This is a genomic window from Amycolatopsis sp. cmx-8-4 (assembly GCF_046548675.1).
GTDB lineage: Bacteria > Actinomycetota > Actinomycetes > Mycobacteriales > Pseudonocardiaceae > Amycolatopsis.
Window position 1 is genome coordinate 440,413 of record NZ_JAEBDZ010000007.1, and the last position, 14,141, is coordinate 454,553.

General features: G+C 72.6%; 12 protein-coding genes. 5 read left to right on the forward strand and 7 right to left on the reverse strand.

Annotation, left to right across the window (positions count from 1 at the left end; all coding sequences use genetic code 11):
* Positions 1 to 79 precede the first annotated feature (79 nt).
* Together ACLJQZ_RS18195 and ACLJQZ_RS18200 are read right to left on the reverse strand one after the other, a co-directional pair.
* The gene (locus ACLJQZ_RS18195; RefSeq protein ID WP_410621159.1) at positions 80 to 1,732 is read right to left on the reverse strand and encodes a methane monooxygenase; all 1,653 of its coding nucleotides are present in this window, start codon (positions 1,730 to 1,732) and stop codon (positions 80 to 82) included.
* Between the two features lie 142 nt (positions 1,733 to 1,874).
* On the reverse strand, positions 1,875 to 2,123 hold the full coding sequence (locus tag ACLJQZ_RS18200; RefSeq protein ID WP_247052568.1) for a hypothetical protein: 249 nt from the start codon (positions 2,121 to 2,123) through the stop codon (positions 1,875 to 1,877).
* Between the two features lie 198 nt (positions 2,124 to 2,321).
* Between ACLJQZ_RS18200 and ACLJQZ_RS18205 the strand changes: the two genes are divergently transcribed.
* Positions 2,322 to 4,103 (forward strand): sigma-54-dependent Fis family transcriptional regulator, encoded by a 1,782-nt coding sequence (locus tag ACLJQZ_RS18205; RefSeq protein ID WP_410621198.1) that lies wholly within the window; start codon positions 2,322 to 2,324, stop codon positions 4,101 to 4,103.
* 308 nt (positions 4,104 to 4,411) lie between these two features.
* Here ACLJQZ_RS18205 and ACLJQZ_RS18210 read toward each other — a convergent pair whose 3' ends face one another.
* Positions 4,412 to 5,566: an FAD-dependent monooxygenase gene (locus tag ACLJQZ_RS18210; RefSeq protein ID WP_410621160.1), complete on the reverse strand. Its 1,155-nt coding sequence runs from the start codon at positions 5,564 to 5,566 to the stop codon at positions 4,412 to 4,414.
* A gap of 93 nt (positions 5,567 to 5,659) precedes the next feature.
* Here ACLJQZ_RS18210 and ACLJQZ_RS18215 point away from each other — a divergent pair, with 93 nt between their 5' ends.
* Both ACLJQZ_RS18215 and ACLJQZ_RS18220 read left to right on the forward strand, forming a co-directional pair.
* Positions 5,660 to 6,280 carry a TetR family transcriptional regulator gene (locus tag ACLJQZ_RS18215; protein ID WP_410621161.1) on the forward strand — a complete coding sequence of 207 codons (621 nt, stop codon included), beginning with the start codon at positions 5,660 to 5,662 and terminating at the stop codon, positions 6,278 to 6,280.
* Entirely contained in the window at positions 6,277 to 6,711 is a 435-nt protein-coding gene (locus ACLJQZ_RS18220; protein WP_410621162.1) for a DUF5655 domain-containing protein, read from the forward strand. The genes ACLJQZ_RS18215 and ACLJQZ_RS18220 overlap by 4 nt, the downstream gene beginning before the upstream one ends.
* Here the strand turns inward: ACLJQZ_RS18220 and ACLJQZ_RS18225 are convergent.
* Positions 6,706 to 7,248: a TetR/AcrR family transcriptional regulator gene (locus ACLJQZ_RS18225; protein WP_410621163.1), complete on the reverse strand. Its 543-nt coding sequence runs from the start codon at positions 7,246 to 7,248 to the stop codon at positions 6,706 to 6,708. The genes ACLJQZ_RS18220 and ACLJQZ_RS18225 overlap by 6 nt on opposite strands.
* A gap of 102 nt (positions 7,249 to 7,350) precedes the next feature.
* On the opposite strand from ACLJQZ_RS18225, the gene ACLJQZ_RS18230 reads away from it, so the two are divergent.
* Together ACLJQZ_RS18230 and ACLJQZ_RS18235 are read left to right on the forward strand one after the other, a co-directional pair.
* Entirely contained in the window at positions 7,351 to 8,250 is a 900-nt protein-coding gene (locus ACLJQZ_RS18230; protein ID WP_410621164.1) for an NmrA family NAD(P)-binding protein, read from the forward strand.
* Between the two features lie 22 nt (positions 8,251 to 8,272).
* A complete protein-coding gene (locus ACLJQZ_RS18235; RefSeq protein ID WP_410621165.1) occupies positions 8,273 to 8,722 on the forward strand; it encodes an HIT family protein in 450 nt (149 codons plus the stop codon).
* A 2-nt stretch (positions 8,723 to 8,724) separates the two neighbouring features.
* Here the strand turns inward: ACLJQZ_RS18235 and ACLJQZ_RS18240 are convergent, their stop codons facing one another.
* Genes ACLJQZ_RS18240 through ACLJQZ_RS18250 form a run of 3 tightly spaced genes read right to left on the reverse strand, consistent with a single transcriptional unit; the run spans position 8,725 to position 14,125 of the window.
* Positions 8,725 to 9,939 (reverse strand): FAD-dependent monooxygenase, encoded by a 1,215-nt coding sequence (locus tag ACLJQZ_RS18240; protein WP_410621166.1) that lies wholly within the window; start codon positions 9,937 to 9,939, stop codon positions 8,725 to 8,727.
* 31 nt (positions 9,940 to 9,970) lie between these two features.
* Complete coding sequence (locus ACLJQZ_RS18245) at positions 9,971 to 12,976, reverse strand: ATP-binding protein (RefSeq protein ID WP_410621167.1); 3,006 nt, start codon at positions 12,974 to 12,976, stop codon at positions 9,971 to 9,973.
* A gap of 18 nt (positions 12,977 to 12,994) precedes the next feature.
* On the reverse strand, positions 12,995 to 14,125 hold the full coding sequence (locus tag ACLJQZ_RS18250) for an epoxide hydrolase family protein (RefSeq protein WP_410621168.1): 1,131 nt from the start codon (positions 14,123 to 14,125) through the stop codon (positions 12,995 to 12,997).
* Positions 14,126 to 14,141: the final 16 nt, after the last annotated feature.

Here is a 14,141-nt window from a genome sequence, read left to right on the forward strand (position 1 = left end):
CCAGCCCCGTCCCTGAGTCGGGGGTCGTGAGTGTTTAGGGCGGTTAGAACCGCCCTAAACACTCACGACCCGTGGCGCGTCAGGCCTTCTGCGGCGCCGGGCGCCCGGCCGGGCCCTGGCGGTTGTAGTCGGCCTGGAACGCGGCCCGCTCCGCGTCGTTCATCTGGTTGAGCAGCACGTTCGGCGACTGCACCTCGGGCATCCGGCGCAGGTGGTCGAGCGTCCACATCTTCTTGGGGTCGAGGTCGAGGTGCGGCTGCGCGACCATGGTCTTGCCGTCGTCGCGCACGAAGCCCATGTCGGTGACGACGTCGGCCCAGTTCCAGCCGTGGTAGAGCGTCTCCCACTCGCGGGCCCCGACCAGCTTGCCCATGTTCGGGGTGTTGCGGCCCTGGTAGGTGGGCCGGAACGCCTCGGCGTCGGTCCAGCGGCACGTCTCCGAGCAGTAGGTGCGGTGCTGGCCGTCGACCTCGTCGACCACCATGTCCTCGCGGATGAGGCACGGCACCATGCACGTCCAGCAGCGGTGCGGGTAAACGTAGTTGACGTCCTCGGCGACGATCGGGTGGTGCCCGTTCGGCGTCGCGAGCCGGCTGTAGTTCTCCCACCAGGCGCCGTACTTGTCGTACCACCCGGGGTACTTGTACTCGAACCACTCGAAGTCCTCGTCGGTCATCGGGTCGATGCGCCAGTAGTTGGCGAGCCACCCGGTGGCGAAGAACTGCGCGACCTCGTGGACGTAGCCCTTGTTCCAGATCCGGTTCCACGCCTCCTCGATGAGGTCGTGCGGGATGACCAGCCCGTACTTCTCGAGCGGGACGAGGTAGCTGCGGTAGTAGTCGTCGTAGATCCAGCGGCGCCACATCTCCGCGTAGCTTTCCCGGTCCTTGCGGCGGTCCTTGGTGCCGTACTCGATGAACGTGCCGATCGCGGCGTCGACCACGGCGTGGTTGTTCCACCACGCGTACCGCAGGTCGCGCTCGAGCAGCTGGTGGTTGCTCTCGTCCGACAACGCCATCAGCAGCGTCGCGTACCCGTTGCTGATGTGCCGGGACTCGTCCGACTGCACCGAGTGGAACACCGTCGGCAGCAGGTAGTCGCCGTTGGCGGCGGCTTCGGCCGGCATCGCGACGAACAGCGTGTTGGTGAACGCCGTCTCCGCCACGATGGTGAGGTAGATGCTGGCCGCGGTGATCGCGTCACCGGTGATGAAGCCTTCGGCGAACTGGCGGCCGATGGTGCCGCAGTAGTCGTTCTGGAAGTTGCGCAGGCTCGAGTTGAAGCCCGCCGGGTCGATGTAGTTCTGCATGTACAGGCGCTTGAGGTTCTGCTGGATCGTCGAGTGCCGGACCTCGTCGATCATCTGGATCGCCTGGCCGTTGTGCAGTTCCGGGTTCGGCACCGTGCGGAACAGCAGCGGCATCGCCCGCGCCGCGGAGATCTCCGGCAGCGGGATGATGCTCAGGAACAGCTTCTGCCATTCCAGCCAGCGTTCCTGCACCTGGCGGAACATGTTGCCGCGGATCGCGCCGTCTTCGGCACCGTAGACCCGGTGGTCCTTTTCTTCCTGCATCGGGAAGTACGAACGGAGGACCTGCTTCAGCGGGTCCTTCTTCTTGGCCTTCTGGAAGGTGTAGTCGGTCCCGTAGTGCGAAACCGGGGTGTGGTACGCCGGTTCCCACGACAGTTCCTGGATCTTTTGGTGGGCTTTCGCCACACTCTGGCGGCTCATAGATCACTCCTTATCCGTGGCTCCTGCCTACGGCGGCCGAGCGGCTCCCTTCCCGGCCGGGTGTCGGGGCGCACGTCCTGCGTTCACCATTCAAGGGGTGCCCCGTCGTGACGCGGGTCTCAATCTGAGACAGAACCGCTGCTCAGGGCGCTTCACGCTCGCTGAACATCCGGGCGCGCAGTTCGGCGAGCTCGGTCTGGACACCGTTCCGCACGCGCGCGTCTCCCTCGACGGTCGGCGTGATGCCGAGCGCGCGCAGCAGGGCCGCCGCCGGATCGCCGGGGTGGCCCTCACCGCCGAACACGGGGTGCAGGCCCTGTTCGGCCAGATGCGTGAAAACCAGGTTCACGATCGTCCACGGGTTGTAGGTCTCCCCGGAATCGGCGGCCACTGGCACACCTCCTGGTGGATGGGCGGACACGAAGTCCCCGGCCCCCTCATCGCACCGCCGCCGGGGAGGCCGGAGCGTCTCAATTTGAGACACCGTGAAAGGCCTAACGCGCTTAGGCTGGACGGGCGGCACATGGGTGTGCCCGCACCCACGGGGCCGCGGGATTCAGGAGGTCACGTGGACGACAAGGTGCCCGGCATGCTGCTCGCCGACGACGAGCTCGCCCGGACGCGGGTGCGGTTCCTCACCGCCGAACAGGTCCCGGCCGGCACCGTCCGGCAGACCATCCTCGCCTCGTGGCGGCGTTCACGGGACTTCCAGGTCGAAGCCGACCGGATCGACCCGCTCTTCCTCGGCGACCAGAACCTCGACATCCCGCTGATGCGCGGCGCGGAACCGGTGCTGGGCAAGCTCACCGAGCAGTTCGACGGGCAGCCCATCAGCCTGATCCTGACCGACGCCAGCGGCGTCGTCCTGACCCAGCGCACCGGCGACGCCGACCTGCGCCGGCACCTGGAGCGCGTCGAGCTGGTGCCCGGGTTCAGCTACGGCGAGCAGTCCGTCGGCACCAACGGCATCGGCACCGCGCTGGAGGACGGCCGCGCGACCACCGTGTTCGGCCACGAGCACTACGCCGAGCACCTCGAGAACCTCGCCTGCGCCGGCGTCCCGATCCACCACCCGATCTCCGGCAAGAAGATCGGCGCCGTCGACCTGACCTGCTGGTACAAGGACGCGGGCGGCCTGCTCATCGCGCTGGCCCGCTCGACCGCCGAGCAGATCCGCCAGGCCCTGCTGCGCCACAGCGACCTGCGCGAGATGATCCTCTTCCAGGCCTACCTGCAGACGTGCCGCCGCTGGACCGGCATCGTGCTGGCGTTCAACGAGGACATCGTGATGATGAACGACCGGGCGCGCCAGCTGCTCGACCCGGCCGACCAGTCGCTGCTGCTGGGCTACGCCACCGAGGCGCTGGCCGACGGCCAGCGGACGTCGGCGATGCTCGCGCTGTCGAGCGGCCTGCGCGTGCGCGTGTACTGCCGCCGCGTGCCGGGCCAGCGCGAGACCGACACCGCGGGCGGCGTGCTGTCGGTGAAGCTGATCGAAGCCGAGGAGACGCTCGCCGCGTCGATCCCGATGCTGCCGATGTACCTGCCGGGCGTCGTCGGCTCGGCACCCTTGTGGCTGCGCTGCGGGCACGAACTCGACGCCGGCCACGAGCGCGGCGAGTGGGTCGCCCTCGAAGGCGAGCCCGGCACGGGCAAGCTGACGCTCGCCAAGGGCCTGCACCAGCGCCACCACCCGGCGGCCCGGCTGCTCACGGTGGACGCGGCGGCCGCGACCGGCCCGGACTGGACGGCCGCGTTGCTGCGCGAGCACGCCCAGACGCCGATCCGCACGCTGGTGATCTGCCACGCCGACCGCCTGTCGGTCTCCGCGGCGACGGCGTTGGCGGGGGCTTTGCGCGAACTGCGCGAGCGCGACGACGCGCCGTGGGTGGTGGCGACGCTCGCGCCCGGGGCCGAGACCAAGCCGGCGCTCGCCGAGCTGCTGAAGTTCTTCCCGCGCACGGTGCGCGTACCCCCGCTGCGCCACCACGTCGAGGACCTGGCGGACTTGGTCCCGCTGGTGCTGAGCAAACTCGGTTACGGCGGCCGCCTCACCTGCTCGGCGGCGGCGCTGCACCTGTTGATGCGGGCGGAGTGGCCGGGCAACACCGGGCAGCTGTGCCAGGTGCTGCGCACGGTGGCCCAGCGCCGCCGAGCGGGCACCATCCGCCCTGGCGACCTCCCGGCCGAGTTCCACGCGGTGACGCGCAGGCCGTTGAACCGCTTCGAGTCGATAGAGCGGGACGCGATCGTCCGCTGCCTGGAGGACGCGGACGGCAACAAGGTCCGCGCGGCCAAGCTCCTCGGGATCTCCCGGGCGACGATTTACCGGAAGATCCACGAATACGGGATCGTTCCCCCGACCCGCTGAGCCGGATCGCGCCGTGGTGGCCACTCCCGTCGCCGTGTTGGCCACTCCCCGTCGCTGAGTTGGCCACGCCGGTCGCTGAGTTGGCCACTCCGGTCGCTGAGTTGGCCACTCCCGTCGCCGTGTTGGCCACTCCGGTCGCTGAGTTGGCCACTCCCGTCGCCGTGTTGGCCACTCCCGTCGCTGAGTTGGCCACTCCCGGTGGCGCCGGACTGCCTCTTCGGTCCTCACGGCGCCCGGAGTGGCCAACACGGCGACCGGAGTAGCCAACACACTGACCGGAACGGCCAACACGGCCAGGGCGGAGCGGATCAGCGGGCGGCCAGCTCTGCCAGCTGGTAGGCCATCTTCGCGCGGACCGGCGGGAGGCCGAAGGCCAGCTTGAGCACCGTGTTGCGCAGCAGGCGCGCCGGGCGGGGGCGGAGCGTGGCCATGCGGGTCATGCGGTCCGTGAACGCCACCACGCCCGTGGCGACCGGGCGGCGCGTCCGCTCGTAGGTGTCCAGGAGCGCGTCCGGCTCGCCGGCGAGCACCCGGGCCAGCAGGCGGCCCAGCGCCACGGCGTCCTGGATGCCCGTGTTCATCCCCTGGCCGCCGGCCGGGCTGTGCACGTGAGCCGCGTCGCCGGCCAGCAGGACCCGGCCCGCGCGGTAGTGGTCGGCCACCCGGTGGTGCACCCGGAACCGCGAGCTCCACAGCACTTCGGTCACCCGCGACCGCGCCCCCTCCGGCCCACGCTTGTCCACAATGGACTGGATGTCCGCGGTGCCCGGGTGTTCGGGCGCCTCGGCGACGGTCGCGACCACCCGGTAGTGGTCGTCGGCGCCGGGCAGCGGGGCGACCACCGTCACCCCTTCCGGCGACAGGTGCAGGCTGACCTCCTCACGGGCCAGGGGCCAGCTCATCCGGACGTCGGCGAGCACGAACGACTCGGGGTAGCTGGCGCCGGTGAACCCGATCCCGGCCTGCTCGCGCACCACGCTGTGCATGCCGTCGGCGCCGATGACGTACCGCGCCCGGATCGTGTAGGTCCCGGCCGTGACCGTGACGCCGGTGTCGTCGCCCGCGACCGCGGTGACCTCGTACGGCCGCTGGGCGTCGCCGCCGGCCTCGCGCAGCCGCGCCAGCAGCACCGCTTCGGTCACGTCCTGCGGCACCATCAGCGTGTACGGGTACGCCGTCGGCAGCCCGCCGAACGGCACTCGCGCGAGCACCGCGGCGCCGTCGCGGACCGTGAACGTCGGGACCACGACGCCCAGCTCCTCCAGCCGCTCGGTGACACCCAGCTCGGCGAGCACTTCCAGCGTCCGGGCGTGGATCACGCAGGCCCGGGACGTGTTCGCGCCCTCGGCCTGGCGGTCCAGCAGCACGTAATCGACGCCGGCCTCGGCCAGCGCGATCGCGGCGGCGAGGCCGGCGGGGCCGGCTCCGGCGATGACCACATCGGTACGGCTCGGCAGGTTCACGACAGTCTCCTCAAGTTTTGCCAACAACTGTTGGCATCCACGTAAGCACCGCCGGGCTAGCTTGTCAACAAGTGTTGGCCTACACTTGTTGGCATGGTTGACGAGCCCTCTCCCCGCCGGTCGGACGCCACCCGCGCGGCCATCCTCGACGCCGCGCGCCGCCGGTTCGCCGCCGACGGCTTCCGCCGCGCGACCATCCGCTCGATCGCCGCCGACGCGGACATCGACCCGTCGATGGTGATGCGCTACTACGGCAGCAAGGACGGCCTGTTCGCGGCGGCCGTGGACGTCGAACTGGACCTGCCGGACCTCGCCGAAGCCGATCCGGACACCGTCGGCGAGCTGCTGACGCGGCAGTTCCTCGCGCTCTGGGAGCAGCCGCCGACCGACGAGATCCTGCTGACGCTGCTGCGGTCGGCGGTGGCCGACGACGCCGTGGTCGAGAAGATCCGGGAGGTGTTCGCCGGCCAGGTCACCCCGGCGGTGCTGCGCTTCGGCGACCCGGCCGACGCGCCCCGCCGCGCCGGGCTGGTCGTCACGCAGCTGTTCGGCCTGGCGCTGACCCGGTACGTCCTGCGCCTGCCGCCGGTGGTCGCGCTGACCCAGGAAGATCTCGTCGAACAGATCGCGCCGACGGTCCAGCGGTACCTGGCCGGCGGCTCGGCGCACCAGCGCACCCCGTCTCCGGCAACGGGTCGTCCCGGCGCGCGGTGAGTGCCATCCTGGACGGCGTGCCGACCCGCTGGACGTGCCCGCAGTGCGACCGCGAGTTCGCGCGCGCCGGTCAGGGGCACACGTGCGTGCCGGGGTGCACGGTCGACGAGACGTTCGCCGCGCGTTCCCCGGCACAGCGCGCGGTGTACGACGCGATCGCCGCCCACCTGCGCACCCTCGGCGGCTTCCACGAGGACGCGGTCAAGATCGGCGTGTTCCTCAAGCGGGAGCGCAAGCTCGCCGAGGTGCGGCCGCGCTCGCGCGACGTCCTGCTGTACCTGTTCCTGCCGAGCCCGGTCGAGACGGCGCGGATCCGCCCGGCGTGGGGCACCGCCGGGCCGCGGGTCGGGCACCGGGTGAGCCTGCGGGAAGTGTCCGATGTGGACGACGAGGTCCGCGGCTGGCTGACCGCGGCCTACGACTTCTCATGACGGGCTGATCCCCCGCACCGCCAACCCCAGCAACCGCAACGCTTCCCCCGCCGGGTCACGGCCGTGCTCGGTCGCCAGCACGATGCCCGTGACCACCGCGACCAGGTCCGCCGACGTCACCCCGGCCGGCACCGCGCCCGCCTCGATCGCGCGGCGCAGCACCGGTTCGCCGGCGTCGGTGAGGCGGCCGCAGACGTGCTCGCCGCCGGAATCCTCGTCCGGGATCAGCGCCGCGGCCATGCCCCGCGCGGAGGCGGCGTACTCCGTCAACGCCGTGAGCCAGTCGAGCAGCGCGGCCCGCGGGTCCGCGGCATCGGCGAGGGCGAGGGCCCGGCCGTCCAGCGCGTCGACGCGTTCGCGGAACACGGCGTCCAGCAGAGCGCGCCGGCTCGGGAAGTGCCGGCGCACGGTGGCCGAGCCGACGCCGGCCGTGCGGGCGATCTGCTCGAGGGACGCTTCCGCGCCGTGCTCGGCGACCTCCCGCTCGGCGACGGCGAGGATCAGCGCGTAGTTGCGCTGGGCGTCGGACCGCCTCATGAGGACCTCCGGAAGATTAAGTGGCGGGGGCCGCCACTTCATGGTTATCGTAGCGGACACGAAGTGGCGGGCCCCGCCACTTAGCTGTCCGAAGGAGCTCCCATGTCCCCCGTCCTCGTCACCGGAGCCACCGGCAAGCAGGGTGGCGCCACCGCCCGCGCGCTGCTCGCCGCGGGCACCGAAGTCCGCGCCCTCGTCCGCGATCCCGGCACCGAACGAGCCGACGCCGTCCGGGCGCTCGGCGCCGAGCTCGTCACTGGCGACCTCTACGACCCCGGTTCGCTCGGCCCGGTGCTCAAGGGCGTCCGGGGCGTGTTCTCCGTGCAGCTGCCCGACCTGACCGACCTCGACGGCGACTCCGAGCTGGTCCAGGCCCGCAACCTGATCGACGCCGCCCGGGACGCGGGGGTGGCCCAGTTCGTGCACGCGTCGGTCTCCGGGGCCGGGCAGCACCGCTCGGCGCCGGGCTGGGCCGAGGGCCGCTGGAAGTCGATGGAGCACTACCTGGAGACGAAGACCGCGATCCAGGACCGCGTCCGCGAAGCCGGTTTCGCGCACTGGACGTTGCTCAAGCCCGGGTTCTTCATGGAGAACTTCCTGCCGCCGTCGTTCCTGCTCCCCCACGGCGTCGGCGGCGGGCTGGTGACGACCATCAAGCCGGGCACGGAACTCTCGCTCGTCGCCGTCGCCGACATCGGTGCCGCGGCCGCGGCGGCCTTCGCCGACCCGGCGCGCTTCGACGGCGTCGAGCTGGAACTCGCCAGTGAGCGCCGGACGATGGCGGGCGTCGCGGAGGTGCTCTCCCGCGTCTACGGCGTGAAGATCACCGCGCCCGACATGACCTCGGCGGAAGCCGTCGCGGCCGGCGCGCCCGCGTTCACCGTGCGGCACGAGTGGACGAACGAGATCGGCCACCCCGCGCGCCCGGAGTTCGCGCGGGCCCTCGGCATCCCGCTGACGTCCTTCGCGGACTGGGCGGATGCGCACCTGACAGCGGGCTGATCTTCCCGCTACGGTCGGCGGCATGGCCAAGCCTCCCCACCTCCCCGCGACCACGCCCGGCGGCAAGTGCATCTTCTGCGCGATCGCCACCGGGCAAGCCCCGGCGACCCTCGTGCACGAGGACGACGAGTTCATCGCCGTCGTCGACCTGCGCCCGGTGTCGACGGGCCACCTGCTGGTGCTCCCCCGGGCCCACCACGAGGGCCTGGCCGACCTCCCCGCGGCGGCGGGGGCCCGGATGTTCACCCTCGCGCAGACGCTCGCGGCCGCGTTGCGCCGCACGGAGATCCGGACCGAGGGGATCAACCTGTTCCTGGCCGACGGCACCGCCGCGGGCCAGGAGATCCCCCACGTCCACCTGCACGTGATCCCCCGCCACGCGGACGACGGCTTCGTCCTGAGCGCGGACTGGCGGGTGCGGGAGCGGGCCGAGCTGGAGGAGGTCGGAAAGCAGGTTCGCGCGGCGCTCTGAAGTCAGGCCGCGACCGCGTAATCCTTCAGCACCAAGGCGTTCGCGGCCTGGCGGATGGGGCCGGCGATCTGCTCCAGGATGCGGTTGCGGCCCGGCATGTAGGGCATCAGCTTGATCATCCGGGTGTTGAACCAAGCGAACGCGCGGGACTGCGGGATGATGCCGCGCAGCGCGGACTGCGCCAGGGCCTGGTTCTTCTCGACGTACGGCCGCATTTCGGCCTCGTACCGCTCGAACGCCACTTCGTAGTCACCCGCGGCCGCGGCCAGTTCGCCCGCCAGGACGTACGCGCCCGCCAGGGCCAGGCTCGTTCCCTGGCCCGAAGCCGGGGACGGGCAGTAGCCCGCGTCGCCGACCAGCGTCACGCGCCCGGCCGACACCCGGTCCATCAGGATCTGGCACACCGGGTCGAAGTAGAAGTCGTCGGCCGCGCGCATCGACTCCAGCAGCTCCGGGACCTGCCAGCCGAGGCCGGCGAACTGGTCCGCGACGAGGTTCTTCTGGCCGCCGACGTCGCGCCGGTCGTAGGGCAGGTCCGTGCCGCTGAACCAGAACGCGGCCTTCGCGTCGGCGGCGCGGGCCGTGCTGTAGACGTTGACCATCTTGCCCGGCGCCGCCGAGTGCAGCAGCTCCCAGCGGTCGAGGTCGAAGCTGTTGGGCACGGTCGAGATCGAGATGTAGGCGTCGAACCGCTTCAGGAACCGCTCCTCCGGGCCGAACGCCAGCGCGCGGACGCCGGAGTGCAGGCCGTCGGCGCCGACGACCAGGTCGAAGCGGCGAGGCGCGCCGTGGGCGAAGGTGACGTGGACGCCGTCCGCGCGCTCGTCGAGGCCGGTGATCCAGTCGCCGAAGACGTACTCGACGTCGTCGCGGGTGTGCTCGTAGAGGATCTTCGCCAGGTCGCCGCGCAGGATCTCGGTGTCGTCGCCGTCGCGGAAGCCGAACGTGTCGGCGTCCAGCTTCGCGACCTGCTTGCCGCGCTTGTTGACGAACCCCGCGCCGCGCATGTCGGTGGCGACGGCGTGCACCTGCTCCAGCAGGCCCATCCGGCGGACGACGTCGACGGCGGTACCGCGGATGTCGACCTTGTAGCCGCCTTCGCGCAGGCTCGGGGCACGCTCGACGATCGTCGGGCGGAAGCCGTGGTGCAGCCACCAGGCGAGGGCGGGGCCGGCGACGCTGGCGCCGGAGATCAGGATTTCTCGGTTGTTCGTCATGCTCAGCAGCGTGGGCGCGGCCGCTGACCGCTCACGAACCGAGCGCGAACCGCGCCTGACCGAAGTCCTGAAGTGCCTGGTCAGGCGGCATTTCCCGGCCTTGCTCGAAGGCCTTGACGTAGGCGTCACCGCCGATGCGGGTCCGGACGGCCCCGGTCACCGCGGCGACGTCGGCGTCTCCGGTCACCTCCGTGCCGCGCAGCCCGACGGCGACGCCGAGCAGGAACGCCGCCCGCTCGTCCTCGGCCCGCGCGGCGAGCACGCCGGCCAGCCCTTCGACGGCCTGCGCCGCGCCCGGCAGGTTCGCGTGCTCCAACGCCGTCGCCAAAGCCTCCTGGTGCAGCTCGGTCGCCTCGTCGAGGTTGCCTTCGGCCGCGGCCGTCCAACCGAAACCGGTGTACAGCCCGATCCGCGTCTCGCCGCCGGTCACCGGGTCGACGGCCAGGCCGACGGCCGAGGCGTACCAGCGCCGGGCCGCGGCGAGGTCGCCCGCGTGCCGCGCGATCTCGCCGAGCCCGCCGCGGGCCCGCGCGAGCGTCAACGTCGTGCCCACCGCCCACGCCTGCTCGGCGGCGGCTTCGTAGTCGGCCCGCGCGGCCGCGGTGTCCCCGGCCCGCAGCATCCCGTCCGCGCGGCGGCACAGCAGGTCGGCGGCGTCCTCGCCCGCCCCCAGTTCGCCGGCCAGCCGGACGGACTCGTCCATCAGCTCGCGGAACCGCGTGTGGTCGCCGCGCCAGTCGGCGAACTCCGCGAGCTTCTCCAGCGCGCTCGCCTGCCCCCAGCGGTCGCCGAGGTCGCGGAACCCTTGCAGGGACGCCGAAAAGTGCGCTTCGGCCTCGTCGATCCGGCCGCGGTACTGCGCGCCCAGGCCGTCGCCGATCCGCGCGAACGCCCGTGACCAGGTGTCCGGGCCGATCAGCGCCGCGAGGCGTTCGCCGTCCGATGCCTTGGTGCGCGGGGAAAACGCCCACAGCAGGAACAGGTACGGGTACCGCAGCGATCCCGTGAGCCGGCGCAGGATCGGCTCGATCTCGACGTCGGTGGCCGACGCGTGGATCAGGCAGACGATGTACTCCTCGTCGAGCCCGGGCGGCGGTTCGGGGCCGACGGCGGCGAGCACGGCGTCCGCGAACGGCCGGGCCTCACTGCGCAGTCCGCGCAGCCACCAGTACCACGTCAGGGCCGCGACCAGCCGCAACGCGACGTCCGGCGCCTCGGCGACGCTCCAGCGCAGCGCCGCGTGCAGGTCGGCGTGCTCGGCGGTCAGCTCCGCCAGGACCGTGAGCTGGTCCGCGCCCCGCAGTTTCGGCTCGGCCGCGCAGGCGAGGTCGAGGAAGTACTTCGCGTGCGCCGCGTGGTCGCCGGTGCCCTGCTCCGCGCAGAACGCCCGGATCGTCTCCAGCATCCGGTAGCGGCCGCCGTCGTACTCGACGAGCGACTTCTCGACGAGCCCGGTGAGCAGGCCGTCGGCGTCCGGGACGGCGCAGACGCGCTCGACCGCGTCGAGGCGCGCGCCGCCGGCGAACACCGCGAACCGCCCGGCCAGCCGCTGTTCGTCGGGCTCCAGGAGGTCCCAGCTCCACTCGACGACGCCGCGCAGCGTGCGGTGCCGCGGTTCGGCGGTGCGTTCGCCGCGGGACAGCAGCCGGAAGCGGTCGTCGAGGCGGGCGGCGACGTCTTCGGCGGTCAGCGACCGCAGCCGTGCGGCGGCGAGTTCGATCGCCAGGGGCAGGCCGTCGAGCGCGGCGCAGATCCGGGCCACGGTCGCGGGATCGAGGACCGCGCCGGGGACCACGGCCGCCGCCCGGTCACCGAAGAGCCGCTCGGCGGCGCCGGCGGCCAGCGCGCCGACCGGCACCAGCGTCTCGCCGGTCAGGCCGAGGGCCTCCCGGCTGGTGGCCAGCACCCGCAGGCCGGGGCACGCGCCGAGCAGCCGCCGGACCAGCCGCGCGGCCTCGGCGACGACGTGCTCACAGTTGTCGAGGACCAGCAGCAGTGGCCGGTCGGCGAGGCCGGCGGCCAGCCGGTCCGCCGGGTCGGCCGCCGCGGCCGAAGACAGCACGCCCTGTTCGCGCAGGCCCAACGCGGCGAGCACGGCCTGCGGGACTTCGGTCGTCGCCGCCAGTTCGACGAAACACACCTCGCCGGCCTCGCGCGACGCGGCTTCGACGGCGAGCCGGGTCTTGCCCGCACCACCCGGCCCGGTGAGCGTGACGAGCCGGGCGGCCCGCAGGGTCGTGCGCAGCCGGTCGAGCTCGGCGCGCGCGACGAACCCGCTGAGTGGCACCGGAACCCGGCGCGCCGGGGCGGGCGCGGCGGCCCGCAGGACCGCGACGTGCGCGTCCGCCAGCTCCGGTGACGGGTCCGCGCCCAGCTCGTCGGCCAGCCGTTCCCGGGTCTCGGCGAACACGGCCAAGGCCTCGGCGGAGCGGCCACCGCCGTGCAGCGCGCGCATCAGCTGGGCCGCGAGCCGTTCCCGCAGCGGGTGTTCGCGAGTCAGCTCCCGCAGCTCCGCGACGAGCCGGTCGTGGTGACCGAGGGCCAGCCCGGCCTCGATCCGGTCCTCGGTCGCGGCCACACGCAGCTCCGCCAGCCGGGCCGCGCGCGGCGGGTCCGCGAGCCCGTCGAGCGCCGGGCCGCGCCACAGCGCGAGCGCGTCGCCGAACAGCGCCAGCTTGGCCGCCGGATCCGCCGTCTCCCGGGCCTGGGCGGTGAACCGCTCGAAGCGGTGGACGTCGACGTCCTGGGGGTCGACGGCGAGCCGGTACCCGGCGGGGGTGAACTCGACCAGGCCGTCGGGCGCGCCGCCGTCGCGCAGCCGCCGTCGAAGCCGGGAGACCTGGGACTGCAGGGCCTCGGCGGCGCCCTCCGGCGGGTGCTCGCCGTGCAGGCCGTCGATGAGCCGCTCGGCACTGATGACGCGCCCGGCGTCGAGGGCCAGCAACGCGAGCAGCCCGCGCAGCTGCGGCCCACCGAGGGCGACCGGCGTCCCGTCGGGACCGTGGGCTTCGACCGGCCCGAGGATGGCGAACTGCACGCCGCCGAGTATGGCCACTCACAGGCGCAGCTCGCGGAAGAACGCGCGGATGTCGGCCACGAGCAGCTCACCCGCCTCCATCGCCGCGAAGTGGCCGCCCTCGGCGAAGTCCGACCAGTGCTCGATCTTCCCCTCGGGGTCCATGATCCGCCGGACCACGGGCGAGCTGTCGAACACGGCCCAGCCCGCCGGGACGTCGGCCGGCGCCAGCCAGCCGTGGCCGGAGTGGGCGGCCTCGTAGAGGAACCGGGCCGCCGTCGCGCCGCTGCGGGTGAACCAGTACAGGCTGACCGTCGTCAGCAGCCGGTCGCGGCCGATCCCGCCGTTGGGGTTCGTCCACGCCTCGAACTTCTCGGCGATCCACGCCAGCTGCCCGACCGGCGAGTCGGTGAGCCCGGCGGCGATCGTCTCGGGCGTGTGGGACTGCAGGTCCAGGTAGCCCCGCCGGGCCTTCCAGGCTTCCCGGGCCGCGTCCAGCTCGGCCTGCTCGGCCTCGGTCAGGTTCGCCGGCATCGGGAGCTGCTCGCCGGTGAGGGCGATGGTCCCGCGGTCGCTGTTCACGTGGGTACCGAGGACGCGCTCCGGGTAGAGCGCCGCGAGCCGGCCGGTGACGCCCGCGCCGATGTCACCACCCTGCGCGGCGAAGCGGTCGTACCCGAGGCGTGTCATCAGCACGGCGAAGGCGTCGGTCGTGCGCCCCAGCTCCCACCCGGGCCCGCTCAACGGCGTCGAGAAGCCGAAACCCGGCAGCGACGGGACGACGACGTGGAAGGCGTCCGGGCCGGGCTCGGTCAGCGGGCCGAGCACGTCGAGGAACTCGGCGAAGGAACTGGGATATCCGTGGGTGAGCAGCAGCGGCATCGCGTCGGCGCGGGGCGAGCGGACGTGCAGGAAGTGGATGGTCTGGCCGTCGATCTCGGTCGTGAACTGCGGGAAGGCGTTGAGCGCGGCCTCTTGCTCGCGCCAGTCGTAACCGGTCCGCCAGTAGTCGGCCAGCTCGCGGACGCGCTCGGGCGGGATGCCACGGGACCAGTCCGGCTCGTCGCCGGGCACCGGCTCGGGGTACCGGGCGGCGTCCAGGCGCCGGTGCAGCTCGTCCAGCTCGGCCTGCGGGATCTCGACGCGGAAGGGGCGGATGTCGTTCGTCATGAGCAGGACGCTAGAG